21 protein-coding genes are annotated in these 24625 nt (G+C 68.9%); 17 read left to right on the top strand and 4 right to left on the bottom strand.

What is annotated here, in order from left to right; genetic code table 11:
- Window positions 1-13 precede the first annotated feature (13 nt).
- Window positions 14-2719: a pyruvate dehydrogenase (acetyl-transferring), homodimeric type gene (gene aceE, locus ACTJJZ_RS04715; protein WP_440720021.1), complete on the top strand. Its 2706-nt coding sequence runs from the start codon at window positions 14-16 to the stop codon at window positions 2717-2719.
- A gap of 293 nt (window positions 2720-3012) precedes the next feature.
- Entirely contained in the window at window positions 3013-3939 is a 927-nt protein-coding gene (locus ACTJJZ_RS04710; RefSeq protein ID WP_440720020.1) for an endonuclease domain-containing protein, read from the top strand.
- A gap of 265 nt (window positions 3940-4204) precedes the next feature.
- Here ACTJJZ_RS04710 and ACTJJZ_RS04705 read toward each other — a convergent pair whose 3' ends face one another.
- A complete protein-coding gene (locus tag ACTJJZ_RS04705; RefSeq protein ID WP_440720019.1) occupies window positions 4205-4975 on the bottom strand; it encodes an IclR family transcriptional regulator in 771 nt (256 codons plus the stop codon).
- Between the two features lie 196 nt (window positions 4976-5171).
- Here ACTJJZ_RS04705 and ACTJJZ_RS04700 point away from each other — a divergent pair, with 196 nt between their 5' ends.
- The 3 genes from ACTJJZ_RS04700 to ACTJJZ_RS04690 are packed head-to-tail and all read left to right on the top strand — an operon-like array spanning window position 5172 to window position 8691.
- Entirely contained in the window at window positions 5172-6572 is a 1401-nt protein-coding gene (locus tag ACTJJZ_RS04700) for an NAD-dependent malic enzyme (RefSeq protein WP_440720018.1), read from the top strand.
- 5 nt (window positions 6573-6577) lie between these two features.
- On the top strand, window positions 6578-7867 hold the full coding sequence (locus ACTJJZ_RS04695) for a DUF6986 family protein (protein WP_440720017.1): 1290 nt from the start codon (window positions 6578-6580) through the stop codon (window positions 7865-7867).
- Window positions 7864-8691 (top strand): bifunctional allantoicase/(S)-ureidoglycine aminohydrolase, encoded by an 828-nt coding sequence (locus ACTJJZ_RS04690; protein WP_440720016.1) that lies wholly within the window; start codon window positions 7864-7866, stop codon window positions 8689-8691. Before ACTJJZ_RS04695 ends, ACTJJZ_RS04690 begins: the two co-directional genes overlap by 4 nt.
- 337 nt (window positions 8692-9028) lie before the next feature.
- Here ACTJJZ_RS04690 and ACTJJZ_RS04685 read toward each other — a convergent pair whose 3' ends face one another.
- Window positions 9029-10462: an MFS transporter gene (locus ACTJJZ_RS04685; RefSeq protein WP_440720015.1), complete on the bottom strand. Its 1434-nt coding sequence runs from the start codon at window positions 10460-10462 to the stop codon at window positions 9029-9031.
- A 211-nt stretch (window positions 10463-10673) separates the two neighbouring features.
- Between ACTJJZ_RS04685 and ACTJJZ_RS04680 the strand changes: the two genes are divergently transcribed.
- The 7 genes from ACTJJZ_RS04680 to allB all read left to right on the top strand — a co-directional run bounded on the left by ACTJJZ_RS04680 (window position 10674) and on the right by allB (window position 17893).
- On the top strand, window positions 10674-11477 hold the full coding sequence (locus ACTJJZ_RS04680) for a hydroxypyruvate isomerase family protein (RefSeq protein ID WP_440720014.1): 804 nt from the start codon (window positions 10674-10676) through the stop codon (window positions 11475-11477).
- A 32-nt stretch (window positions 11478-11509) separates the two neighbouring features.
- Window positions 11510-12388, top strand: a complete 879-nt coding sequence (locus ACTJJZ_RS04675) for a 2-hydroxy-3-oxopropionate reductase (protein ID WP_440720013.1) — start codon at window positions 11510-11512, stop codon at window positions 12386-12388.
- A 110-nt stretch (window positions 12389-12498) separates the two neighbouring features.
- Window positions 12499-14286 carry a glyoxylate carboligase gene (gene gcl / locus ACTJJZ_RS04670; protein WP_440720012.1) on the top strand — a complete coding sequence of 596 codons (1788 nt, stop codon included), beginning with the start codon at window positions 12499-12501 and terminating at the stop codon, window positions 14284-14286.
- Between the two features lie 21 nt (window positions 14287-14307).
- Entirely contained in the window at window positions 14308-15435 is a 1128-nt protein-coding gene (locus ACTJJZ_RS04665; protein ID WP_440720011.1) for a glycerate kinase, read from the top strand.
- Between the two features lie 110 nt (window positions 15436-15545).
- The gene (locus ACTJJZ_RS04660) at window positions 15546-15725 is read left to right on the top strand and encodes a hypothetical protein (protein WP_440720010.1); all 180 of its coding nucleotides are present in this window, start codon (window positions 15546-15548) and stop codon (window positions 15723-15725) included.
- Window positions 15726-15742: 17 nt separating this feature from the next.
- Complete coding sequence (locus tag ACTJJZ_RS04655) at window positions 15743-16465, top strand: aspartate/glutamate racemase family protein (protein WP_440720009.1); 723 nt, start codon at window positions 15743-15745, stop codon at window positions 16463-16465.
- Between the two features lie 75 nt (window positions 16466-16540).
- On the top strand, window positions 16541-17893 hold the full coding sequence (gene allB, locus ACTJJZ_RS04650; RefSeq protein WP_440720008.1) for an allantoinase AllB: 1353 nt from the start codon (window positions 16541-16543) through the stop codon (window positions 17891-17893).
- A 102-nt stretch (window positions 17894-17995) separates the two neighbouring features.
- On the opposite strand, the gene ACTJJZ_RS04645 is transcribed toward allB, so the two are convergent.
- On the bottom strand, window positions 17996-18682 hold the full coding sequence (locus tag ACTJJZ_RS04645; protein ID WP_440720007.1) for a GntR family transcriptional regulator: 687 nt from the start codon (window positions 18680-18682) through the stop codon (window positions 17996-17998).
- A gap of 116 nt (window positions 18683-18798) precedes the next feature.
- On the opposite strand from ACTJJZ_RS04645, the gene ACTJJZ_RS04640 reads away from it, so the two are divergent.
- Genes ACTJJZ_RS04640 through ACTJJZ_RS04620 form a run of 5 tightly spaced genes read left to right on the top strand, consistent with a single transcriptional unit; the run spans window position 18799 to window position 23388 of the window.
- Window positions 18799-19746, top strand: coding sequence for a polysaccharide deacetylase family protein (locus tag ACTJJZ_RS04640; RefSeq protein ID WP_440720006.1), 948 nt, complete (start codon window positions 18799-18801; stop codon window positions 19744-19746).
- A 57-nt stretch (window positions 19747-19803) separates the two neighbouring features.
- Window positions 19804-20748, top strand: coding sequence for an ABC transporter substrate-binding protein (locus ACTJJZ_RS04635; protein WP_440720005.1), 945 nt, complete (start codon window positions 19804-19806; stop codon window positions 20746-20748).
- Between the two features lie 44 nt (window positions 20749-20792).
- Complete coding sequence (locus ACTJJZ_RS04630; RefSeq protein ID WP_440720004.1) at window positions 20793-21695, top strand: amino acid ABC transporter permease; 903 nt, start codon at window positions 20793-20795, stop codon at window positions 21693-21695.
- Window positions 21692-22483, top strand: a complete 792-nt coding sequence (locus ACTJJZ_RS04625) for an amino acid ABC transporter ATP-binding protein (RefSeq protein WP_440720003.1) — start codon at window positions 21692-21694, stop codon at window positions 22481-22483. The genes ACTJJZ_RS04630 and ACTJJZ_RS04625 overlap by 4 nt, the downstream gene beginning before the upstream one ends.
- Window positions 22480-23388 carry an ABC transporter substrate-binding protein gene (locus ACTJJZ_RS04620; protein ID WP_440720002.1) on the top strand — a complete coding sequence of 303 codons (909 nt, stop codon included), beginning with the start codon at window positions 22480-22482 and terminating at the stop codon, window positions 23386-23388. Before ACTJJZ_RS04625 ends, ACTJJZ_RS04620 begins: the two co-directional genes overlap by 4 nt.
- Here ACTJJZ_RS04620 and ACTJJZ_RS04615 read toward each other — a convergent pair whose 3' ends face one another.
- Window positions 23389-24285 carry a DUF2690 domain-containing protein gene (locus ACTJJZ_RS04615; RefSeq protein ID WP_440720001.1) on the bottom strand — a complete coding sequence of 299 codons (897 nt, stop codon included), beginning with the start codon at window positions 24283-24285 and terminating at the stop codon, window positions 23389-23391.
- Between the last annotated feature and the right edge of the window lie 340 nt (window positions 24286-24625).

Here is a 24625-nt window from a genome sequence, read left to right as displayed (position 1 = left end):
AGAAAGGCCGAAGATGCACGAACAGAGCAGCTCCGCCGCCACAGGATCCGAGACCCTGGATCACGACCCCGAAGAGACCGCCGAATGGCTCGAGTCGCTCGACGCCCTGGTCGCCCAGCGCGGGCCCGAGCGCGGTGAGCACATCGTGCGCTCGCTCGCCGCCCGCGCCGGCATCGTCGACGAGCCGAACGCGACGACGGACTACGTCAACACGATCGCCGCCGCCGACGAGCCCGCCTATCCGGGTGACGAGGAGCTGGAGCGCCGCTACCGCGCCTGGATGCGCTGGAACGCGGCGATCCTGGTGCACCGGGCGCAGCGGCCCGGGATCGGGGTCGGCGGTCACATCTCCACCTACGCCGGTGCGGCGACCCTGTACGAGGTCGGCTTCAACCACTTCTTCCGCGGCAAGGACCACCCCGGCGGCGGCGACCAGATCTACTTCCAGGGCCACGCCTCGCCCGGCATGTACGCGCGCGCCTTCATGGAGGGGCGCCTCAGCGAGGAGGACCTCGACGGCTTCCGCCAGGAGAAGTCCCGCGAGGGGCACGCCCTGAGCTCGTACCCGCACCCGCGGCTCATGCCGGAGTTCTGGGAGTTCCCGACCGTGTCGATGGGCATCGGCCCGATGAACGCGATCTACCAGGCCCAGTCCAACCGCTACCTGCACAACCGCGGCCTCAAGGACACCAGCGACCAGCACGTCTGGGCGTTCCTCGGCGACGGCGAGATGGACGAGCCGGAGAGCCGCGGCCTGCTGCAGCTCGCCGCCAACGACGGCCTGGACAACCTCACCTTCGTGATCAACTGCAACCTGCAGCGCCTCGACGGCCCGGTGCGCGGCAACGGCAAGATCATCCAGGAGCTCGAGGGCTTCTTCCGCGGCGCGGGCTGGAACGTCATCAAGGTCGTCTGGGGCCGGGAGTGGGACGACCTGCTCGAGCGCGACACCGAGGGCGCGCTGCTGAACGTCATGAACACGACGGTGGACGGCGACTACCAGACCTACAAGGGCGAGTCCGGCGGGTTCATCCGGGAGCACTTCTTCGGTCGCGACCCGCGGGCGCTCGCGCTCGCCGAGAACCTCACCGACGAGCAGATCTGGGGTCTCAAGCGCGGCGGCCACGACTACAAGAAGGTGTTCGCGGCCTATCAGAAGTCGATGGAGCACAACGGCAAGCCCACGGCCATCCTGGTCAAGACGGTCAAGGGCTACGGCCTGGGCCCCCGCTTCGAGGCGCGCAACGCCACGCACCAGATGAAGAAGCTCACGCTGCAGGACCTCAAGGACTTCCGCGACCACCTGCGCGTGCCGATCAGCGACGAGCAGCTCGAGGCGAACCCCTACGAGCCGCCGTACTACCACCCCGGCCAGGACGCCCCGGAGATCCAGTACCTGCAGGAGCGCCGCCGCGCCCTCGGCGGGTACCTGCCCGAGCGCCGCCCGAACGCGTCCGGCGAGATCGCCCTCCCCGACGCCAAGGCGTACGAGGTGGCGGCCCGAGGATCCGGCAAGCAGCAGGCCGCGACCACCATGGCGTTCGTGCGCGTGCTGAAGGACCTCATGCGCGACCCCGAGTTCGGCAAGCGGATCGTGCCGATCATCCCGGACGAGGCGCGCACGTTCGGCATGGACGCGTTCTTCCCGACCGCGAAGATCTACAACCCGAACGGGCAGAACTACCTCGCCGTCGACCGTGACATCGTGCTCTCGTACAAGGAGTCGACCGCAGGCCAGATCCTGCACGTCGGCATCAACGAGGCCGGATCCATCGCCGCGTTCACCGCGGCGGGCACCGCCTACGCCACGCACGGCGTGCCGCTCGTGCCGGTGTACGTGTTCTACTCGATGTTCGGCTTCCAGCGCACCGGCGACTCGCTGTGGGCCGCGGCCGACCAGATGACCCGGGGGTTCCTGATCTCGGCGACCGCTGGCCGCACCACGCTCACCGGTGAGGGGCTGCAGCACGCCGACGGGCACTCGCCGCTGCTCGCCGCGACGAACGCCGCCGTGGTCACCTACGACCCGGCGTTCGGCTATGAGATCGGCCACATCGTGCGCGCCGGCATCGAGCGCATGTACGGGCCGGACTCGACCGACCGCAACCACATCTACAACCTCATGGTCTACAACGAGCCGATCGTGCAGCCGGCCGAGCCGTCCGATGTGGATGTCGCGGGCATTCTCGGCGGCATCCACCGGATCGCCCCGGTCGAGGCCCCGAAGGCGCACCTTCTCGCGTCGGGCATCGGCGTGACCTGGGCGCAGGAGGCGCAGCAGCTGCTGCGCGACGACTGGGGCGTGGACGCCGACGTGTGGTCGGTCACCTCGTGGACCGAGCTGCGCCGTGACGCGGTCGCCGCCGAGGAGGACGAGTTCCTCGGGCGCGGATCCCGTACGCCGTTCGTGCGGCAGCAGCTCGCGGACGCGCACGGCCCGATCGTCGCCGTCAGCGACTACGCGAAGGACCTGCCGGACCAGATCCGCCAGTTCGTGCCGAACGACTGGGCCACCCTGGGCGCCGACGGCTTCGGCTTCTCCGACACCCGTGCGGCCGCCCGCCGGTACTTCAAGATCGACGGCCCCTCGGTCGTGGTGCGCACGCTGCAGCTGCTCGCCAAGCGCGGCGAGATCGACGCGTCGATCCCCGCGCAGGCCGCCGAGAAGTACCGCCTGCTCGACGTGAACGCCGGCACGAGCGGCACCGACGCGGAGTAGTCCACGGCCGGGCCGTCTTCCGGGCCATAGAGCCGGCCATAGAGCTGGAAAACGTCGCCCCCAACTCAGCGGGGGCGACGTTTTCCATCTCGTCGGTCGCGGTTCGAACTCGACAAGATGGATTTCGTCGCTCGGATGAGGCGGGGAGCGACGTTTTCCATCTCCCTGAGGCACGGACCGCGGTCGGGGCTTGGCGGCGTGCTTCGTCCTCCACCGCGAGGCCCTCGGACCTGCTGTCCACGGCATGCGCCGCAGGCGGCACCAGGGTCCGCGACATCGGCGAGCATCAGGAGGTGCACCACAGGATCCCGCTCCCGCCGTCGCTCGGAACGGCCTTCACCCTGCGCGAAGCAGCCGCGGCCGGGATCGGGCGCGCCCGGTCCGACGCGCGTGACCTGCACCGTCCGTTCTGCGGCGTCCGTGCCTCGTCGTCGCCGGAGAGCTTCGCGGATCTCGTGGCCTGCGGAGCCCGCCGGCTGAAGCCGCGGCAGCGCTTCGTCGGCGTGACCGCCGCACGGCTCTGGGGGTTGCCGCATCCCCGGCGGTGGGATCCGACAGAACCGCTCGAGATCGTCGTACCGCCGGACGCGACGCCGCCGAAGAGCCGGGGAATCCGAGGTCGTCGTCTGATCGAGGACCGTGCGCGCACCTGGCGGATCGGATCCCTGCCGGTCGTGGATCCCGTCGCCGCCGTGCTGAGCTGCGCCGAGGACCTCGACCTCATGCAGGCCGTGGTCCTGCTCGACGCACTGCTCACGCGGGCGGACGACTATCCCGGGCTGCTGACGGGGCGGCCGGTCATCAGCTGCGACGAGATCGACGACCGTGTGCGCCGGTGGGCGCGATTTCCCGGACGGTCCACGATGCTGTCGGCACTGCCGCTGGCGCGGGTCGGAGTGGAATCGCCGAAGGAGACCGAGAGTCGTCTGCTCCTGGTCGGCGCCGGGCTTCCCGAGCCCGTCGTCCAGCACGAGGTCCGCGACGGCCGGCGCCTTGTCGCACGCGTCGACCTGGCGTATCCGCAATGGAAGATCGCGATCGAGTACGAGGGCGACGGGCACCGCACCGATGTCATGCAGTGGCGGCGCGACATCCGACGCCAGCGGGATCTCGAAGATCGGGGGTGGCTGGTGATCCGGATCACTCAGCTCGATCTGACCGAGGGGCTCGGGGCGCTCGTCGCACGGATCCGTCGCGCCATCGCCCTCCGTCAGGCATGATCGCGTCCCGTCGCCACGGACGATGACGGCGTCCTGCGGCTCACCGTGTGTGTGGCCCTTCGCTTACCGGAAGATGGAAAACGTCGCTCCCGCCATCGTCGGGGCGACGTTTTCCATCTCGCGGAGGTGCGGGTGGGGCGTAGAAGATGGATCTCGTCGCTGCAGGTGGGCCCGGGGCGACGTTTTCCATCTCATAACCGCGTTGCACCGTGCTGCCGCTCCGCGCAGCGACTTCTCGCCGAGGTGCCCGCGGACGCGGATCCGACTACGCCTCGAGGTCGGCGGCGATGGCCGCGGCGGCCTCGCGCAGGCGGGGGACGGCGCGCGCGGCGAACTCCTCGGTGACGCGGGCGATCGGTCCGGAGACCGACACGGCGGTCGGTGTCGGCGCGTTCGGAACGGCCATCGCGTAGCAGCGCACCCCGATCTCCTGCTCCTGCTCGTCGATCGAGTAGCCGCGCTCGCGGATCCGGTCCAGCTCGGCGAGCAGGTCGTCGATCGTGCCGAGACTGAACGGAGTCGGGGTGGTCATGCCGGTACGGCCGATGATGCCGCGCACCGTGTCGTCGTCGAGCTGGGCGAGGATCGCCTTGCCCACGCCGGTGTCGTGCACGTTCGCGCGGCGGCCGACCTCGGTGAACATCCGCATCGAGTGCTGCGAGGGCACCTGGGCGACGTAGACGACCATGTCGCCGTCGAGGACCGCCATGTTGGCGCTCTCTCCGAGCGCGTCCACGAGGCTCTTCAGCTGCGGGCGGGCGAGCGCGCCGAACTGGCGGGACGCGCCCTCGCCGATGCGGATCAGCCGCGGGCCGAGTGCGTAGCGGCGGTTCGGCAGCTGGCGTGCATAGCCGAGCGAGACGAGCGTCCGCAGCAGACGGTGGATGGTCGGCAGCGGGAGATCGGTGGAGGCGGAGAGCTCGCTGAGCGTGACATCACCGCCGGCATCCGTCACCAGCTCGAGCAGCTCGAACACGCGCTCGACCGACTGCACGCCCGATCCTGCGCCCTTGGTGGTCTTCGTGATCTCCGCCATCTCAGCTCCCGTCGTTGTGGTAATTCCATCATGCGAGAGCCGCGCTCCGGAAATCCGAGTGGTTTTGAATCTCACCTTGCGCGAAACTTCCACGATAGAGATAATAGTGTCCACAATACGAAAGTTGTAAAGAGTTTCATCAAAAAGCAACCAGCGCCCGAGCCCTTCCGCCCGGACGCCTCGATGAGGAGGAATCATGGCGAACCCCGGCCCCGGGAATTCGATCACGCTGCGCATCGACGCGCCGTCCAACTTCAACGTCACCAGCGAGCTCGCCGCAGCGGCGGCCGCTGCCGGTGCCGCGGTGACCGCGCTCGACGTGGTGGAGTCGCACCCGACCACGATCGTCGTCGACCTCACCTGCAACACCACGGGCGAGGAGCACGCCGACCAGGTCCGCGACGCGATCGACGCCCTCGACGGGGTCACGGTCCGCCAGGTCAGCGACCGCACGTTCCTGATGCACCTGGGTGGCAAGCTCGAGGTCGTCCCGCGCGTTCCGCTGCGCAACCGCGACGACCTGTCCCGGGCGTACACGCCCGGCGTCGCGCGCGTCTGCATGGCGATCGCCGAGGACAAGAGCAAGGCTCGCAAGCTCACCGTCAAGCGCAACACGATCGCGGTCGTCACGGACGGCACCGCGGTGCTCGGCCTCGGCGACATCGGGCCCGAGGCCGCGCTCCCGGTCATGGAGGGCAAGGCCGCGCTGTTCAAGCAGTTCGCGAACGTCGACGCGTGGCCGGTCTGCCTCGACACCAAGGACACCGAGGAGATCATCTCGATCGTCAAGGCGATCGCCCCGGTCTACGGCGGAGTCAACCTCGAGGACATCGCCGCCCCGCGCTGCTTCGAGATCGAGGCCCGCCTGCGCGAGGAGCTCGACATCCCGGTCTTCCACGACGACCAGCACGGCACCGCGATCGTCACCCTCGCCGCCCTGCGCAACGCCCTCAAGGTCGTCGGCAAGGCGATCGGCGACGTCCGGATCGTCGTCTCGGGCGTGGGAGCTGCCGGCAACGCGATCGTGCAGCTGCTGCTCGCCGAGGGCGCCGTCGACATCGTGGCCTGCGGCCGCAACGGCGCGATCAACCGCGACGAGGAGTACACCGACGCGCACCGCATCGAGCTCGCGGCGACCACGAACCCGCGCAACGTCAAGGGCACCCTCAAGGAGGTGCTCGTCGGCGCCGACGTGTTCATCGGCGTGAGTGCTCCGAACGTGCTCGACGAGAACGACATCGCCGGCATGGCCGACGATGCGATCGTGTTCGCGATGGCGAACCCGACCCCCGAGATCGACCCGATCGTCGCGTCGAAGCACGCCGCGGTCGTCGCCACCGGGCGCAGCGACTTCCCGAACCAGATCAACAACGTGCTCGCCTTCCCGGGCTTCTTCCGCGGCCTGCTCGATGCGGGCGTGTCGGACATCACTCCGCCTATGCTGGTCGCAGCCGCTGAGGCGATCGCGAACCGCGTCGGAGATGACGAGCTCAACGCGAGCTTCATCATCCCGAGCGTCTTCGACCCGCTGGTGGCCGGTGCGGTCGCCGAGGCGATCGTGCGCGTGGTGGAGTCCAGCGCCTCGAGCAAGGAGTGAGCCCTATGGCCGCAGGCACCCTGGGCGAGGCCGACCTCGCCGACGTCGACGCGCGGCTCTCCGGCACGGACGAGCTGCTCGCCACCGAGTACCCGGGTGACGACGGCAGCCGCCAGCCGGTGCACACGCTGTACGTGCCGGCCGACCGGTACCGTCCCGACCTGCCGGCGTCGTTCGGCGCCACGGCGGGGGAGGCGGTGGCCGCGTTCGGCGGCACCGTCGCCCTCGCGCAGGCGGTCGGGCTGGGTCACCTCGCCGAGCAGCTCGCGCCCCTCGTGGACGCGAAGCTCGAGCGTGAGCCGATCGAGGACCTGCGGCTGGACTTCGAGGACGGCTACGGCGCCCGGCCGGACGACGAGGAGGACGCGGATGCGATCCTCGCCGCCGAACGGGTCGCCGCTGCCGTCGCGGAGGGCTCCGCGCCCCCGTTCATCGGCATCAGGTTCAAGTGCTTCGAGGCGCCCACGCGCCGGCGGGGGATCCGCACGCTCGATCTGTTCCTGACCACGCTCGCCGCTTCCGGCCCCCTGCCGGACGGCCTCGTGCTCACGCTGCCCAAGGTCACCACGGTCGCTCAGGTCGAGGCGATGGTCGCGCTCTGCGAGCGGTTCGAGGAGCGCCTCGGTCTCCCCGCGGGCCGGCTGCGCTTCGAGGTGCAGATGGAGACGCCGCAGCTCATCATCGCGGCCGACGGATCCGTCCCGGTCGCGACGCTGCTGCACAGTGCGCGTGGAAAGGGGGCAGTCGGGCGCATCTCCGCGCTGCACTACGGCACCTACGACTACAGCGCCTCGCTGCAGATCGCGGCGGCGTACCAGTCGATGGAGCACCCCGCGGCGGACTACGCCAAGCAGGTCATGCAGGTGGCCGTCGCCGAGACAGGCGTGCGGATCTCCGACGGATCCACGAACGTGATCCCCGTCGGCGAGGCCGACCACGTCCGCGAGGCGTGGCAGCTGCATGCCCGCCTGGTGCGACGCTCCCTCGAGCGCGGCTACTACCAGGGCTGGGACCTGCACGCCGCGCAGCTGCCGACCCGGTATCTGGCGACCTACGCGTTCTACCGCGAGGGCTTCGCCGCAGCGGCGAAGCGCCTGGACAACTACCTGCACGGCAGCGACGCCACGATCATGGACGAGCCGGCCACGGCCCGCGCTCTCGCCCGCTTCGTGGTGCGCGGCCTGGAGTGCGGCGCGCTCACTGCCGAGGAGGTCCGCTCCGCCACCGGCTCCGAGCCCGCGGAGCTCGTCCGTCTCGCCCATCCGAAACTCGCCCTCAAGGAGGCCGCTTCATGAACTCTGCCGCTCGCACCTACTACACCCCGGCCGGCGGCCTGCCCCCGCAGTCGGACCTGCTGACCGATCGCGCGGTCGTGAAGCTCGCGTACACGTTCATCCCGAAGGGCGTGATGCGCGACATCGTCACGAGCAGCCTCCCCGGATTCTCGAACACCCGCGCGTGGATCCTCGCGCGCCCGACCCCGAGCTCGGCGCAGACGTTCTCGCAGCTGATCGTCGAGATCTCCCCCGGGGGCTCGGCCGCGAAGCCCGAGCCCGAGGCCGGCGTGGAGAGCGTGCTCTTCGTCACGACCGGGGAGCTCACGCTGACCCTCGAGGGGGAGCGGCACGTGCTCGAGGCGGGCGGGTACGCGTTCATCACGCCGGGCGCCGAGTGGTCGCTCGCGAACGAGGGATCCGAGATCACCAGCTTCCACTGGATCCGCAAGGCGTACGAGTACCTCGAGGGCGTGGACGCCCCGGCGTCCTTCGTCACCAGCGACCAGGAGATCGAGCCGGTCTCCATGCCCGACACGGACGACGTGTGGGCGACCACGCGCTTCTCGGACGCGAGCGACATGGCGCACGACATGCAGGTGAACATCGTCACCTTCAAGCCGGGCGGATCCATCCCCTTCGCCGAGACGCACATCATGGAGCACGGCCTGTTCGTGCTGCAGGGCAAGGCGGTCTACCGCCTGAACGACGACTGGGTGGAGTGCGAGGCCGGCGACTACATGCTGCTGCGCGCGTTCTGCCCGCAGGCCTGCTACGCGGGCGGTCCCGAGGACTTCCGCTACCTCCTGTACAAGGACATGAACCGCCAGATCACGCTGACCTGACGCGGGTCCCGAGCCTGTCGCAGGGCCCCGATCGAACGCCGCTCACCCTTCGGGGTGGGCGGCGTTCGGCGTCCCCGCGAGAGGCCGGCCGAGCGGGGGAAGGAACCGCTTCCCCGCGGGCCCCTTTGAGGTCGAGGTCATGCGTCTCGCACCGATGGATCCGAACGCTGAGAGATGGAGAACGTCGCGGTGCGAGGGCTGTGGGCGACGTTTTCCATCTTCGTGCCGGCTGTGAGGGGACGGGGGCGAGGACGGATCCGGCCGCCGCGCCCGCACGCGGAAGCGGGGCCCGCCGTGTGGCGAGCCCCGCTTCGGGGGAGGAACGGACCGGATCCGGTCAGACCTTCAGGCCGGCGGCCCTGGCGGCCGCGCGCTCCTCGGGGGTCGGGATCTGCTCGATCCGGCCGAGCACCACGATGTAGAAGAACAGGCCGATCACCAGCATGATGCCGGCGGTGATGAACGCCCACGCGAAGCTGCCGGTGAACTGCACGATGAACCCGGTGACGATCGGAGCGGTCGTGCCGATGATGTTGTTCACCGTGTTCATGACGGCGCCGGTCGCGCCGACCGCGCCCTCGGGGGCGATCAGGGCGGGGAGGGAGTTCGTCACGCTGAAGGCGATCGTGATGCCGGTCGTTCCCAGCGTGATCCAGACGAGCGACCAGATCAGGTCGTGCGTGAACGCGGTCCCGACGATGGCGATCGCGAGGATCATGCCGGCGGTGATGAACACCCTCCGGACGAGCGTGCTGGACTTTCCGTTCCGGATCAGGCGATCCAGCCAGAACCCCGGCAGCAGGTACTGGACGATGACGGCGACGAGCCACGGCACCGCGGTGACGAGACCCGAGTTGGCGACGTTCATGTGCATCTGGGACTGCAGGAAGCCCGGAAGCCAGGTGAGCAGCATCCACTGCACGTAGCCGGCGCAGCCGAGGCCCAGGGACATGCCCCAGACCTTGCGCTGGCGCAGGATGTAGCCGAGGTTGGCGAACGGGTTCGGCCGCGGAGCGTCCTCGTGCTGCGCGCCTCCGGACAGGATGTGGTCCAGTTCCGCGTCGCCGAGCTTGCCCCTGCGGTTCATCTCCTTGGGGTCGCGATAGCGGATGAAGAAGACGATCGTGTAGATGACGCTGAGCACGCCGATGGTGATGAACGCTCCGCGCCATCCGAACACGGCGACGGCGGCGCCGACGATCGGGAAGCCGATCACGTTGGACAGCCGCTGGCCGCTGTCGAAGATCACCGTGGCGAGGCCTCGCTCCGAGCGCGGGAACCAGTAGCCGGTGACCTTCATCGCGCCGGGGAAGATCGGCGCCTCGGCGAAGCCGAGGATCAGCCGGGCGATGAGGAGCAGGCCCATGCCGCTGACCATCGCGGTGAGGAAGCAGGAGATCGCCCAGAGCGTGGTCGCGGCCCGCATCACCCACTTGATGCCGATCTTGTCCAGCAGCATTCCCATGGGGATCTGCATCAGGGCGTACGACCAGCCGAAGCTGCCCAGGATGATGCCCATCTCGCCCGGTGTGAGGCCGAACTCGGTCTGCATGCCGTGCTCGGCCACGGACATGGAGCTGCGGTCGATGTAGTTGATCAGCACCGCGAAGAAGAGCAGGATGCCGATTGACCAGCGTACCCACCCGACCTTCCCGGCGCGGGGGACGATGAGCCCAGTCTTGGGGATCAGGGCCGCATCCCCGGAGGGGGAGGCGGCGGGATCGGGGGAAGCAACGGACGACATGATGTGGAGACCTCTCTTGCTCGTCATCGAGTTGAGTCTGGACGCGTCTTCAGTGGAAGGGCGTGTTGAGACTCTAACTCCAGAGTGCTGAATTCCGCAATAGAAGATTAAATCTCCACATCGTGGAAGAGAGGGAGGATAGACCCCGAGGCGGAAGCCGTTGACAGGAGTCGTCATCTCTCGTATTCTTTCATCACAAGGAAATTGTCTTCCACAATCCGAAATCAAGGACGATCCCATGAGCTATACCGTCAACGCCTCGATCCTGCTGACCGACCTGCCGATCCTGCAGCGTCCGGCTGCCGCGAAGGCCGCCGGTTTCGACGCTGTGGAGTTCTGGTGGCCCTTCTCCGTCGCCGTCCCCGCCCAGGACGAGGTCGACGCCTTCGTGGCCGCGATCCAGGACGCGGGCGTGCAGCTCACCGGCCTGAACTTCTTCGCCGGCGACATGCCCGGCGGCGACCGCGGCCTGGTCTCGTGGGTCGGCCGCGAGGACGAGTTCGCCGGCAACATCGACGTCGTCGTCGAGATCGGCCGGCGTCTGGGCACCAAGGCCTTCAACGCGCTCTACGGCAACCGCCTCGAGGGCGTCGACCCGAAGGCGCAGGACGACCTCGCCGTGAAGAACCTCGCCGCCGCCGGACGCGCGGTCGCCGAGCTCGGCGGCGTCGTGCTGCTCGAGCCGGTGAGCGGCACCCCCGCCTACCCACTGAAGACCGCGGCCGACGCGCTCGCGATCATCGAGCGCGTGAAGGACGAGGAGGGCGTGGACAACGTCAAGCTCCTCGCCGACTTCTACCACCTCGCCGTCAACGGCGACGACGTCCCCGCGGTCATCGCGGGCCATGCGGCCGAGTTCGGCCACATCCAGATCGCCGACGCCCCTGGCCGCGGCGAGCCCGGCACCGGCGAGCTGCCGCTCGCGCAGTGGATCGCCGACGCGCAGGCCGGCGGCTACGACGGCGTCATCGGACTCGAGTACAAGGCGACCCAGGCCGACCCGTTCGCCTGGATCCGCCAGTCCACGGGCGCGAACGCCTGAACCTCACAGACATCCCGCGAAGGAGCGAAGACATGACCAGCATCGCATTCATCGGCCTCGGCATCATGGGCCTGCCGATGGCCACCAACCTCGTCAAGGCCGGCTACGACGTGACCGGCTTCAACCGCAGCCCCGAGGCGATCGAGAAGCTCGTCGCGGCGGGCGGCACCGGTGCGAAGAGCATCGCGGACGCCGTCAAGGACGCCGACGTCGTCATCACGATGGTGCCGGACTCCCCGGACGTCGCGGGCGTCGTGCAGGGCGAGGACGGCGTTTTCGCCCACGCCAAGGCCGGCGCGCTCTGGATCGACAACTCCTCGATCCGTCCCGACGTCGCCAAGGAGCTCGCCGAGGAGGCCGTGGCCGCGGGTCTGGGCGTCGTCGACGCCCCCGTCTCCGGCGGCGAGCAGGGCGCGATCGACGGCGTCCTCTCGATCATGGTCGGCGGATCCGCGGACGACTTCGCCAAGGCGGAGCCGGTCCTCAACGCGATCGGCAAGACCATCGTGCACGTCGGCCCCGCGGGCGCCGGTCAGACCGTGAAGGCGGCCAACCAGCTCATCGTCGCCGTGAACATCCAGGCGCTCGCCGAGGCCGTCACGTTCCTCGAGGCGTTCGGCGTCGACACCGACGCCGCCCTCAAGGTCCTCGGCGGCGGTCTCGCCGGATCCAAGGTCCTCGACCAGAAGGGCCAGAAGATGCTGAACCGCGACTTCGCGCCCGGCTTCCGTCTCGCCCTCCACAACAAGGATCTGGGCATCGTCACCTCCGCGGCGCGCTCGGTCGGGGTCACCGTCCCGCTCGGCGCCGCGGTCGCACAGCTCGTGAACGCCCTCGTCGCCCGCGGCGACGGCGGCCTGGACCACTCGGGCCTGTTCAAGCTCACCACCGAGCTCTCCGGCCGCGACTGACGCGGCACGCCGGCCGCTGAGCCTGTCGAAGCGCCCGGTTCGTATCCGGACCTTCGACGAGCTCGAGGACCGGATACCCCCTTCGAAACTTCTCTCCCAAGGAGCACTCCATGACCCGCATGCGCGCAGTTGACGCCATCGTCCAGATCCTGATCAAGGAAGGCGCGGACGAGGCGTTCGGCCTCCCCGGCGCCGCCATCAACCCCCTCTACTCCGCGATGCGCGCCCACGGCGGCATCCGGCACACCCTCGCCCGCCACGTCGAGGGCGCCTCGCACATGGCCGACGGCTACAGCCGCACCGGCGACGGCCGGATCGGCGTGTGCCTGGGCACCTCGGGCCCCGCCGGCACGGACATGATCACCGGCCTCTACGCCGCGATCGCCGACTCCATCCCGATGCTCTGCATCACCGGCCAGGCGCCGGTCGCGAAGCTCGACAAGGAGGACTTCCAGGCCGTCGACATCGCCTCCATCGCGAAGCCGGTCACGAAGTTCGCGAAGACCGTGCTCGAGGGCGCGCAGGTTCCCGGCGTCTTCCAGAGCGCGTTCCAGATCATGCGCTCCGGCCGTCCCGGCCCGGTCCTGATCGACCTGCCGTTCGACGTGCAGATGACGGAGATCGAGTTCGACATCGACACCTACGAGCCGCTCCCGGTGGCCAAGCCCGTCGCGACCCGCGCGCAGGCCGACAAGGTGCTCGACATGCTGGTCGCCTCGAAGCACCCGGCGATCATCGCCGGCGGCGGGATCGTGAACTCCGGAGCCTCCGCCAAGCTCGTCGAGCTCGCCGAGACCCTGGGCGTGCCCGTGTTCCCGACCCTGATGGGCTGGGGCGTGCTGCCCGACGACCACCCGCTCGCCGCGGGCCTGGTCGGGATCCAGACCTCGCAGCGCTACGGCAACGCGAGCTTCCTGGAGAGCGACTTCGTGCTGGGCATCGGCAACCGCTGGGCCAACCGCCACACCGGCGGCCTGGACACCTACCGCAAGGGCCGCACCTTCGTGCACGTCGACATCGAGCCCACCCAGATCGGCCGCGTGTTCGCGCCGGACTACGGCGTGGTGTCGGACGCCGGCGAGTTCATCGACGCCCTGCTGGAGGCCGCGCGCGAGCGCGTCGCCGAGCTGCCCGACTACAACACCTGGGCCCAGGAGTGCCGCGACCGCAAGGCGCGTCTGCAGCGCAAGACGAATTTCGACAACGTGCCGATGAAGCCGCACCGCGTCTACCAGGAGATGCTGACCGCGTTCGACCGCGACACCACCTACGTCACCACGATCGGCCTCTCGCAGATCGCCGGCGCGCAGCTGCTGCACGCCTACGGCCCGCGCAAGTGGATCAACGCCGGCCAGGCCGGCCCGCTGGGCTGGACCGGTCCCGCCGCCCTCGGCGTCGTGCGCGGCAAGCCGGGCGAGCAGGTGGTCGCGCTCTCCGGCGACTACGACTTCCAGTTCATGATCGAGGAGCTCGCCGTGGGCGCGCAGCACAAGCTGCCGTACATCCACGTCGTGGTGAACAACAGCTACCTGGGCCTGATCCGTCAGTCGCAGCGCGGCTTCGAGATGGACTACGAGGTGTCGCTGGCGTTCGACAACGTGAACACCCCGCAGGACTCGTCCAGCATCGCGACCGGCTACGGCGTGGACCACGTCAAGGTGGCGGAGGGCCTGGGCGCCAAGGCGCTGCGCGTCGAGCGCCCCGAGGACCTCGCTGCCGGCTTCGCCGAGGCGCAGCGCCTGCGCGACGAGTTCCAGGTGCCCGTGGTCGTCGAGGTCATCCTCGAGCGCGTCACCAACATCGCGATGGGTGCCGACCTCGACACCATGAACGAGTTCGAGGACCTCGCCACGTCGCCCGCCGACGCGCCCGAGGCGATCTACGCGCTCCTCGACTGAGTCGTCCGGCAGAGTAGAGCCATGCGCATCCTGATCGCCTCGGACAAGTTCAAGGGCTCCGCGACCGGCCCCGAGGTCGCCGCGGCGCTCGCAGAGGGGATCCGCTCCTCCGCGCCGGGGACCGTGATCGACACGGTCCCCGTCGCGGACGGCGGCGAGGGGACGGTCGACGCCGCCCTCGACGCCGGGTTCGAGGCGATCACGGCGACCGTGACCGGCCCCACCGGCCAGCCGGTCGAAGCCCGGTTCGCCGTGCGCGGCGACCAGGCGATCATCGAGATGGCCGCCGCGAGCGGCCTGGATGCGCTGCCGGGCGGCGTCAAGGACGCGCTCGGAGCCACGAGCCGGGGGACCGGGGAGCTGATCCTCGCCGCCCTGGACCGCGGCTGCACGCACATCGCTCTCGGCGTGGGCGGGAGCGCCAACACCGATGGCGGGGCGGGCATGCTGCAGGCGCTCGGCCTCGTGCTGCAGGACGCCGAGGGCCGCGACCTGGCCGGGGGCGGCGGAGCTCTCGCTTCCCTCGCGACCGTGGACGCCGCAGCCCTGGATCCGCGCCTGGCGGACACCGACATCGTGCTCGCGAGCGACGTCGACAATCCGCTGCTCGGCCGTCGCGGCGCCGCCGCCGTGTTCGGACCGCAGAAGGGCGCGAGCACCGAGGACGTCGGCGCGCTCGACGCGGCCCTCGCCCGCTTCGCCGCGCTCCTCGAGCAGCAGCCGGGGATCCGGCCCGCCGCGGACCTGCCCGGTGCGGGCGCCGCCGGTGGTGTCGGCTACGCGGCACTCGCCGCGCTCGGCGCCCACCGCGAGCCCGGGGTGGAGGTCGTGCAGCGCCTCACCGGCCTCGCTGAGCGCATCGCCGGCGCGGACCTCGTCATCACCGGCGAAGGCAGCCTCGACGACCAGAGCCTCGGCGGCAAGACGCCGCTCGGCGTCGCCGCCGCCGCCGGTGCGGCCGGCATTCCCGTCGTCGCCGTGTGCGGCCGCTCCACCCTCTCTCCCGAGGCGGCCAGGACCGCCGGGTTCGAGCGGGTCTACGCGCTGAGCGAGCTGGAACCGGATCCGGCGGCGAGCATGGCCAACGCGAAGACGCTGCTCGCCGAGGTGGGCCGTCGGCTCGGCGCCGATTTCGTCCCGCAGCCCTGATCTCGGCCCTCAGGAGCCAGTTCGTCAGACGGCCGAGCATCGTCGCTGTCGAGAGGGGTTCACATCACACATGGAACGCGTTCCTCCTGGTGCCGGCTCCACTCGCACTGGTGATCGCCGGCACGCTGTCGCTGCTGTTCACGTTCCTGCCCGTGTTCGCCGCGATCAGCGACTTCTCCTGGTTCGTCGCCGCCGGGTCCGGTGCCATCATCTACGCCATCATCGCGGACCGCCGCGGACCGTTCCACGACCTCGACGGCGCCGAGATCGCGGTCGACGCCACACATTGAGAGCAGGAGGACGAATCATGCGCATTCTCGTCGCGAACGTGAACACGACTCAGACCATGACGGACGGCATCGCCGAAGCCGCCAGGGCGGTGGCCTCGCCGGGCACCGAGATCGTCGGACTCACGCCCGACTTCGGCGCCGAATCCTGCGAGGGCAACTTCGAGAGCTACCTCGCGGCGATCGCCGTGATGGACAAGGTCGTCCGTTTCGAGGGCGAGTACGACGCGGTGATCCAGGCCGGCTACGGCGAACACGGCAGGGAGGGGCTGCAGGAGCTGCTCGCCGTCCCGGTCGTGGACATCACCGAGGCCGCGGCTTCGACCGCCATGTATCTGGGGCGGTCCTACTCGGTCGTCACCACGCTGGACCGCACGGTGCCGCTCATCGAGGATCGGCTGATCCTCGCCGGCCTGCATGACCGCTGCGCGTCGGTCCGCTCCTCGGGGCTGGGGGTGCTCGAGCTCGAGTCGGATCCCGAGCGCGCCATCGAGGCCATCGCCGCCGAGGCGCAGCGGGCCGTCGAGATCGACCGCGCCGAGGTCATCGTGCTCGGCTGCGGCGGCATGGCCGAGCTGAAGGATCGCGTCGTCGAGCTCTGCGGCGTGCCGGTCGTGGACGGGGTGCAGGCGGCGGTGGCTGTCGCCGAAGGACTCGTCCGCCTCGGTCTGACCACCTCCAAGGTGCGCACGTACGCGACGCCACGGCCGAAGCGGGTCACCGGCTTCGGCGGCACGCGCTGAGGTCGGCGCACAATCGAATCACTGCCCGATAACACTGAACAGCCGGCCAGGCAGCCGGCAGAAGGGAACCGCGACATGTCGCAGGAGACCGAACAGCACTACGACCTGGTCCTGCGCGGCGAGCGCGTGCTGACCCCCGAGGGCGTCGCGGCCCGCGAGGTGGGCGTGCGCGACGGCGCGATCGTCGCCGTCGAGCCGCTCGGCGCGGGCTTGACGGCCGAGCGCATCGTGGAGATCGGATCCGACGAGATCCTGCTCCCCGGGCTCGTCGACTCGCACGTGCACGTGAACGAGCCCGGTCGCACGGAGTGGGAGGGCTTCGCTTCTGCCACCCGCGCCGCCGCAGCAGGCGGCGTCACGACGATCGTCGACATGCCCCTGAACAGCATCCCGCCCACGGTCGACGTGGACGCCCTGGAGGTCAAGCGGAGCGTCGCCCGCGACCAGGCGCACGTCGACGTGGGCTTCTGGGGCGGTGCCGTGCCCGGCAACACGGCCCAGCTGCGCCCGCTGCACGAGGCCGGCGTGTTCGGCTTCAAGTGCTTCCTGCTGGACAGCGGGGTGCCGGAGTTCCCGCCGCTCGGCCTCGACGAGATCGAGACCGACCTCGCCGAGCTCAAGACGTTCGACTCGCTGCTCATCGTGCACGCCGAGGACCCGCATGTGATCGAAGACGCACCGCACCGGGAGGGACCGGTCTATGCGGACTTCCTCGCGTCCCGGCCGCGGGCCGCGGAGGACATCGGGATCAAGGATGTGATCGATCGCGCCCGCCGCACGGGAGCGCGGGCGCACATCCTGCACCTGTCCTCGGCCGACGCGCTCCCGGAGATCCGCGACGCCAAGGCGGAGGGCGTTCGCCTCACGGTGGAGACCTGCCCGCACTACCTGGTGGTCAACGCGGAGGAGATCCCCGACGGTGCCACCGCGTTCAAGTGCTGCCCGCCGATCCGCGAGGCGTACAACCAGGACCGGCTCTGGGACGCCGTCGCCGACGGCACGATCGACCTGATCGTGTCCGACCACTCCCCGGCCACCGTCGAGCTCAAGAAGCCGGAAGGCGGCGGCTTCGACGTGGCCTGGGGCGGGATCTCCTCGCTGCAGCTGGGGCTGTCGCTGGTGTGGACCGAGGCGCGCGAGCGCGGGATCGCGCTGGAGCGGATCGTCGAGCTGATGTCGGCGAAGCCGGCCGCGCTCGTCGGCCTGCAGCGCAAGGGCAGCGTCGCGGTCGGCCAGGACGCGGACTTCGCCGTGTTCGCCCCCGACGAGACGTTCACCGTCGACGTCGCGAACCTGCGCCACAAGAACCCGGTCTCGGCCTACGCCGGCCGTGAGCTGACCGGGGCGGTGCGCGCGGCGTACCTGCGCGGGGAGATCGTCGACGGCGAGCAGCCGCGCGGGCGCCTGCTCTCGCACGGCGTCGACTGACAGGCGCCGTCGGATCCGATCGCGAGAACTGCCGCTCCGACTGGTTCGNTCGGAGCGGCAGTTCTGGCACCGGGCCTCGTCCGGCGCGCGACGGCGCCATACTCAGGTCTCGTGCTGGTCCGGACCTTGTTCTGAGGGGAAGTTGCTGGTGATGGCCTCGCGGGTGCGGCGCACATGCGAGGCGGCCAGCGTCGCCGCGAGATCCGGGTCATGACCGGCGACCGCATCCAGCAGCGCCTGGTGCTCCGAGAGCACGGCCAGCGGATCCCGATCCTGCGAGAAGTGCCAGCGGAGCCGGACGCCGATCGGTTCGAGCATCGACATGAGCGCGGGATTCGACGCGGCACGGGCGATCTCGAGATGGAACGAATGGTTCAGCTCCATGGCGGCCTCGTGATCGGACGCGTCGAAGGCGAATCGCACCTCGTCGAGGAGGGCTTGGATCCGGCGGGCTTCTCGTGGGGTCACCCTCGTCGCTGCGAGCCGGGCGACCAGGGCCTCCAGGGCCTCGCGGATATCGAAGAGGTCATGCACGTCCTTCAGGCTGAGGCTGGTGACCATGACACCTCCTCGGGGGGCCGCGGAGACGGTCCCCTCGGCCTCGAGCATCCGGATCGCCTCTCGCACCGGCACCCGGGACACCCCCAGCTGCTTCGCGAGATCGCCTTCATGGAGCCGGACGCCTGCCGCGAGCCGTCCCGAGACGATCCACGCTCTCAGCGTCTCGCGCACCTGATCGCGCAAGGGCCGCAGATCGCCGTCGGCCAGGCCTGTCCGCTCGTCAGTCACGAATTCTCCCTCTTCAGCACCCACGACCGCGTTCGGCGGAAAGCACTTGACGCTCCGATCAGTGTATGCGAGTATCCACGGAGCAACGTGTATACACGTATACGAAGGGATCGAAGATGAACCCATCCGTCGGCAGGGATCTTCTGGGATACGGGAAGAACCCGCCGCGCGTCGAGTGGCCGGGTTCGGCCCGTCTCGCGGTGAACATCGCCATCAACTACGAAGAGGGCACCGAAGGCAGCCCGCTGATGGGCGATGAGGTCCGGGACGAACGCGCGTGGGTTCCGTCGAAGCTGCCCGCCCACGAGCGGGATCTGCTGCAGGAAGCCGAGTTCGAGTACGGAAGCCGGGTAGGGATGTGGCGGCTGCTGCGCCTCCTCCAGGACCGCGGCATGAAGTTCAGCGCGTTCGTCTCCGCCCAGGCGCTGGAACTGCATCCGGAGCTGACACGCGTTCTGGCGGAGGCGGACTGCGATTTCGTGGGGCACAGCTACCGCTCGGTGGCCCGGCTCGCCAAGACGCCCGACGACGAGCGCGAGGACATTCGCAGGGTGCGAGAGACAGTCCGGAGGTTGACCGGCAAGGAGGTGCGGGGGAGCTTCCCGCGGCCGCCGATCACGGTGCACACCCGCCGGATCCTGGCGGAAGAGGGCCTCCTCTACGACTCCGGGACGACGAACGACGACCTCCCGTACTACGCCCCGGTCGACGGACGGCCCATGCTCGTGCTCCCCTACGCCACGGACACCAATGACGCACGCTTCTGGGGCGGCTCGTCCGGCCCCGGGTTCAGCACCGGAGCGCAGTTCTTCGAGTACCTCCGGGACGCCTTCGACCTGCTGTACGAGGAGTCGGCCACCACTCCGCGCATGATGTCGGTCGGGATCCACCCCCGCATCATGAGGCCGGGCCGGGCGATGGGGCTGGTCCGCTTCCTCGACTACATCCAGAGCTTCGACGACGTCTGGATCGCCCGGCGCGACGAGATCGCCCACTGCTTCGCCGGCCAGTTCGCCCCTGACGACGCGTGGAACTGGTCGCCAGCCGAATCGCACCTCTCATGACTCTCTGGCCCATCCCTCCGCACCCGACTCACCATCTCGCCCACTGAAAGGCATCTCGTGAAGACATCGCTCAAGGCCGCCCTCGGGGCCGCCGCTGTCCTCTCTCTCGGACTGTCGCTCGCCGGCTGCTCCGAACCGGTGTCCGGCGGAGGCCAGGCCTCCTCGACCCCCAAGGCCAGCTCCACCATCAGCGTCGCGTTCGATCAGAAGCTGCACGACATGCTGCCGAAGGCGATGCAGGACGCCAAGGTCGTCAAGGTCGGCACCACCGCCTACACTCCTCCGATCGTCTACCTCGACACCAACAACAAGGACATCATCGGAATCGACGCGGACCTGATGTCGGCGATGAGCACGATGTTCGGGGTGCGCTTCGAGATGACGGACCTCGGCACGTTCGACGCGCTGATCCCCAGCATGCAGTCGAACCGGTTTGACATGTCGATCTCCGGAATGGGGGACACCGTCGAGCGCGAGAAGATCATGGACCTGATCGACTACATGTACGACGGAAAGACGATCATGGTGCAGAAGGGCAACCCGAAGCACGTCAAGACCATGAAGGACCTGTGCGGCCTCAAGGTCGCCGTCGCCGTCGGCACGGCGCAGGAGGCCCTGGTACAGGCGCAGTCGGCCAAGTGCGTCACGCCGATCGACGTCATGAGCATCCCCAAGCAGCCCGATGTCCTCGTCGCCGTGCAGACCGGGCGAGCGGACGCGACCGTCGGAGGCTACGCCACCGGCGTCTACACCACCCAGCACCAGATCGGCAACGGGGTGGGCCTGGAGGCTATCGCCAGCGTCCGCGAGCAGGTCGGCTACAACAGCATCGCTTTCACGAAGACCAACGCCCAGCTCCGGGATGCGGTGCTCAAGGGCTTCCAGAAGCTCATCGACTCCGGCAAGTACAAGGAGATCATGACGCGCTACGAACTGGGAAACCTGGCCGTCACCTCCGCGAAGCTCAATGACGCGGCCAACGTAGCGAAGTCCGGAAGCTAGACATGTCCATCGCGCTTTCGGCACAAGGTCCCCCTCGAACCGACGTGGATCGTCTGCCCGAGGTGGTGCCCGCCCGGCACCCCGGGCGGATCATCGGCGGCGCCGCAGCCCTTCTGGTCCTGGCTGCGATCGCGTACGTGATCGGCAGCAGCCAGCACGTCAAGTGGGAGGTGATCATCCCGTACGTCTTCACGGCCACGCTGATCAGCGGACTGCTGGAGACGATCAAGCTCACCGTGCTGTCCATGGTGCTGGGGGTCTCGCTCGGGACCGTCCTCGCCGTGATGCGGATGAGTCAGAACCCGGTGCTGCGCGCGATCAGCAGCGCGTACGTCTGGTTCTTCCGAGCCACTCCGCTGATGGTGCAGATCTTCTTCTGGTTCAACATCGCCCTGTTCCTGCCGCGGGTGGATCTGGGCTTCGTCAGCATCGACACGAACACCATCGTGACGGTCGAGGTCGCAGCTCTCTTGGCACTGGTCCTGCACGAGGCCGCGAACATGGCGGAGATCGTCCGCGGCGGCATCATGTCCGTCGATCCCGGTCAGTCCGAGGCGGCGACGGCGCTCGGTCTGCGAAGGATCCAGGCGCTGCGCCGGGTGATCCTGCCCCAGGCGGTCCGCGTGATCATCCCCGCCACGGGCAACCAGACCATCGGCATGCTCAAGGCAACGGCAATGGTGTCGGTCATCGGGGCCCATGACCTGCTGACACAGGCGCAGAACATCTACGCGCGGAACTTCCTCGTCGTGGAGCTTCTGATGTCCGCGACCATCTGGTACCTCGTCCTCACCACCGTGGCGACATGGGGGCAGCAGCGACTCGAGAAGCACTACAGCAAGGGTTTCGACCGCGGCTACGGAACGCGGAGGCGGGCGCGCGTCAAGGATGCGACCGGCGGCCCGTCGGGCAGCGGCCGCGCGTCGGATCGAGAGGAAACGTCATGAACCAGCCCGTGGTGCACGCGCGCGGCGTCTGGAAGAGCTTCGGCGAGAACTCGGTGCTGCGCGGCATCGACTTCGAGGTCGGAAAAGGGGAGGTGGTCTGCATCATCGGCCCCAGTGGTTCAGGCAAGAGCACCTTCCTGCGCTGCATCAACCACCTGGAGCGAATCGACCAGGGAGTCATCCAGGTCGAAGGCGATTACGTCGGCTACGAGGAGAAGAACGGCAAGCTCTACGAGGCCAAGGAGAAGTACCTGGCGGCGAAGCGATCCACGATCGGCATGGTCTTCCAGCGCTTCAACCTATTCCCGCACATGACCGTGCTGGAGAACATCACGGAGGCTCCGGTCCTGCTGCGCCGGCTCACCAAGGTCCAGGCCCGGCAGGAAGCCAACCGTCTGCTCGAATCCGTCGGGCTCGCGGAGAAGGCGGACGCCTACCCGGCCATGCTCTCCGGGGGGCAACAGCAGCGCGTTGCCATCGCGCGGGCGCTGGCGATGTCTCCCGCCCTGCTGCTCTTCGACGAGCCCACCTCGGCTCTGGATCCCGAACTGGTCGGAGAAGTCCTCGCGGTCATGAAGACGCTGGCCAAAGAGGGCCGGACCATGATCGTGGTCACGCACGAGATCGGCTTCGCCCAGGAGGTGGCGGACACCCTCGTGGTCATGGACGGCGGCGTGATCGTCGAGACCGGCCCGCCGCGGGAACTGGTCAGAAACCCCCAGCACGAACGCACGGCTGCCTTCGTCAGCAGCCTGCGCTCGGACAACTCTCATCAAGGAACCCCATGACACTGGCCGTCCGCCTGACCGAGTCCTCCACCGCACTGAAGTTCGCGCCGCAGTACATCGCGCGCGAACTCGGGATGTTCGCCGACCACGGCATCGGCATCAGCGAGGAGGTCGACGCCGGCCCCGCCGGCTCCTGGCTCGTGCGCAACCTGCATCGCGAGGCCGCCGATGTCGCCCTCGGCGGCGTGTGGCTGCCCTACGTCTACAACGAGGTCAGCGAGGTGCCGCTACGGCCGTTCCTTGTCGGATGCCGGATCAACCCGGCCGTGATCCTGGCCCGCCCGGGCAGCGTCTCCGGCCCGTTCCAGTGGGAGCACTTCTACGAGAAGCGGGTGCTGCTCTCTCTCGCGGCGACCAGTCAGTGGATGTTCCTGGAGGGTGTGCTGAAGGAGCATCAGCTGGATCTGAATCGGATCCGGTTCGTCCGCGACCTGCATACCCTCACCATTCAGGACCTCTGGCGATCCGGTTACGGGGACTACCTCCTTGCGGAAGCGGCTACGGCCCTGTCTCTCGTTGAAGAAGGCGCGGCGCAGATCGCATCGACGATGGCCGAAGCTGCGGGGCCCGTCCCGTGGAGCGTCTACTACGCGCGGGAAGACTTCATCCGGGCCAACCCTGCCGCGATCGATGGATTCCGCGCGGCCATCTCCCAAGCGGTCCGCTGGCTCTACGCGCAGTCCTCCGACGAGTCCGCGAAAGTGCTGCAGCCCTACTTCGCAGGCATGCCGGAGAGCCGGATGGTCACGAGTATCGATCTCCTGAAGGCCATCGGAACCTGGCCGGAGGACGGGGAGTTCGAGTCGGCCGCCCTCGACCGCTACCAGCGGATCATGGTCGACTACGGGCTCCTGGACGCGATACCCGAACCGCTCGACGGGCCGGTCAGTCCCTGTTGCGGGTGATCATGTGCAGATCGGGCTGCCGAGGTCGATGCTCTGGCCGTCGAGGGTCATCGAGCCCACGGCGCATAGCCGGGTCTGCGGTGACGGGCGTACGACGAGCGTCGTGTAGGCGCTCTGCACTCCCGGCTCGGTCGCGCTCTGCCGGTCCGGCCCGTAGGGGGCCGTCTCCGGATAGATCGCGATCGTCACGGAGTTGCCTTCGGCCTTGCCGTCGTACCGGGTCACGCGGCCCCAGCCGGCATAGCACTTGTTCGACCAGATGATCTCGAGCTTCGTGTTGTCGGGGCGGTTCTCCGCGGCCACCACCTTGGCGTCGTTCACGCACGGAGTCTGTGCCGGATCCACTCCGTTCGTGACGTTGATCTGCGCATGCGGGCTGGCCGGCGCGTCGAGGATCTCCTTCTTCGTCTGCGCGACCGCGTCGGCGCGGACCTCGCTCATGAGAGTGCCGGCGATGGCGTAGCTGATTCCGCCGCTGAGGAGAATTCCGAGGAGGAAGGTGGACGCTGCGAGCAGGATCACGGTGCGTGGTCGGATCCGTCGGCCGGCCGCGGCCGCCACAGAGGAGTCGTGATCCTCCGTCGACGTCTCGGCGATCGGCCCCATCAGGTGCGCGAGGCGATCCCGTCGCGCGACCCACGCGGCGGGGTCGTCGTCGAGCGCCCGGACGATCCTGTTCACGGTGCGGGCGGTCGGCAGCCGCTGGCCTCGGAGCGCGTCGGAGATCACTGTCTTCGATATCGATGTCGCGTGCTGAAGGCTGAACAGCGTCGGGCTCCCGGCGCGGAGCCGCAGCGATCGAAGGTCTGCAGCGAGCCGCTCGGCGGAGTCGGGTTCGGCCTGCCGGCCCGTCTCGTCGGCTGCGGGCGAGGCGTCTGAGTCGTGAGTTCTGGTCATCGAACTCTCCTGGGGAAGGTGCGGGAAGCGGCCGGGGGCGCGGGGAAGAGCGGATAACCATGTTGTACCACTCGTGCGCGGAGGCGTTCTGTCTCGTTTCACGCCCGATGCCCCGGATATCAGGGGCTTGCATTCTGCCGCGTGGTCGATGACGGATGACGCGCCGTCGTCCTCAGTGGCCAGGTCATGCGTTCCGGAGGCTCCGATCCGGATGTTCCGGATCGGAAATTCCGCGTGTTTCCGCACATTCTTCGCGGTCGCGGGGCACCCGCGTGCGGATAGTCTGCGGCGCAGAAGTACCGGGGACGCGATTCGGCGCCAAAGGGATGGGGACGCGTGC

It is taken from the genome of Microbacterium sp. 22242 (genome assembly GCF_052045495.1).
Taxonomy (GTDB): domain Bacteria; phylum Actinomycetota; class Actinomycetes; order Actinomycetales; family Microbacteriaceae; genus Microbacterium.
The sequence above is the reverse complement of the archived record's forward strand: the minus strand, read 5'-3'. Positions and strand labels throughout refer to the sequence as shown.

Coding starts and splice junctions, on each gene's coding strand:
- ACTJJZ_RS04620 (WP_440720002.1), top strand. CDS start 22,480: ATGACACTGGCCGTCCGCCTGACCGAGTCCTCCACCGCACTGAAGTTC.
- ACTJJZ_RS04640 (WP_440720006.1), top strand. CDS start 18,799: ATGAACCCATCCGTCGGCAGGGATCTTCTGGGATACGGGAAGAACCCG.
- ACTJJZ_RS04625 (WP_440720003.1), top strand. CDS start 21,692: ATGAACCAGCCCGTGGTGCACGCGCGCGGCGTCTGGAAGAGCTTCGGC.
- ACTJJZ_RS04675 (WP_440720013.1), top strand. CDS start 11,510: ATGACCAGCATCGCATTCATCGGCCTCGGCATCATGGGCCTGCCGATG.
- ACTJJZ_RS04615 (WP_440720001.1), bottom strand. CDS start 24,285: ATGACCAGAACTCACGACTCAGACGCCTCGCCCGCAGCCGACGAGACG.
- ACTJJZ_RS04700 (WP_440720018.1), top strand. CDS start 5,172: ATGGCGAACCCCGGCCCCGGGAATTCGATCACGCTGCGCATCGACGCG.
- ACTJJZ_RS04690 (WP_440720016.1), top strand. CDS start 7,864: ATGAACTCTGCCGCTCGCACCTACTACACCCCGGCCGGCGGCCTGCCC.
- ACTJJZ_RS04680 (WP_440720014.1), top strand. CDS start 10,674: ATGAGCTATACCGTCAACGCCTCGATCCTGCTGACCGACCTGCCGATC.
- gcl (WP_440720012.1), top strand. CDS start 12,499: ATGACCCGCATGCGCGCAGTTGACGCCATCGTCCAGATCCTGATCAAG.
- ACTJJZ_RS04655 (WP_440720009.1), top strand. CDS start 15,743: ATGCGCATTCTCGTCGCGAACGTGAACACGACTCAGACCATGACGGAC.
- allB (WP_440720008.1), top strand. CDS start 16,541: ATGTCGCAGGAGACCGAACAGCACTACGACCTGGTCCTGCGCGGCGAG.
- ACTJJZ_RS04695 (WP_440720017.1), top strand. CDS start 6,578: ATGGCCGCAGGCACCCTGGGCGAGGCCGACCTCGCCGACGTCGACGCG.
- ACTJJZ_RS04685 (WP_440720015.1), bottom strand. CDS start 10,462: ATGACGAGCAAGAGAGGTCTCCACATCATGTCGTCCGTTGCTTCCCCC.
- ACTJJZ_RS04665 (WP_440720011.1), top strand. CDS start 14,308: ATGCGCATCCTGATCGCCTCGGACAAGTTCAAGGGCTCCGCGACCGGC.
- ACTJJZ_RS04705 (WP_440720019.1), bottom strand. CDS start 4,975: ATGGCGGAGATCACGAAGACCACCAAGGGCGCAGGATCGGGCGTGCAG.
- aceE (WP_440720021.1), top strand. CDS start 14: ATGCACGAACAGAGCAGCTCCGCCGCCACAGGATCCGAGACCCTGGAT.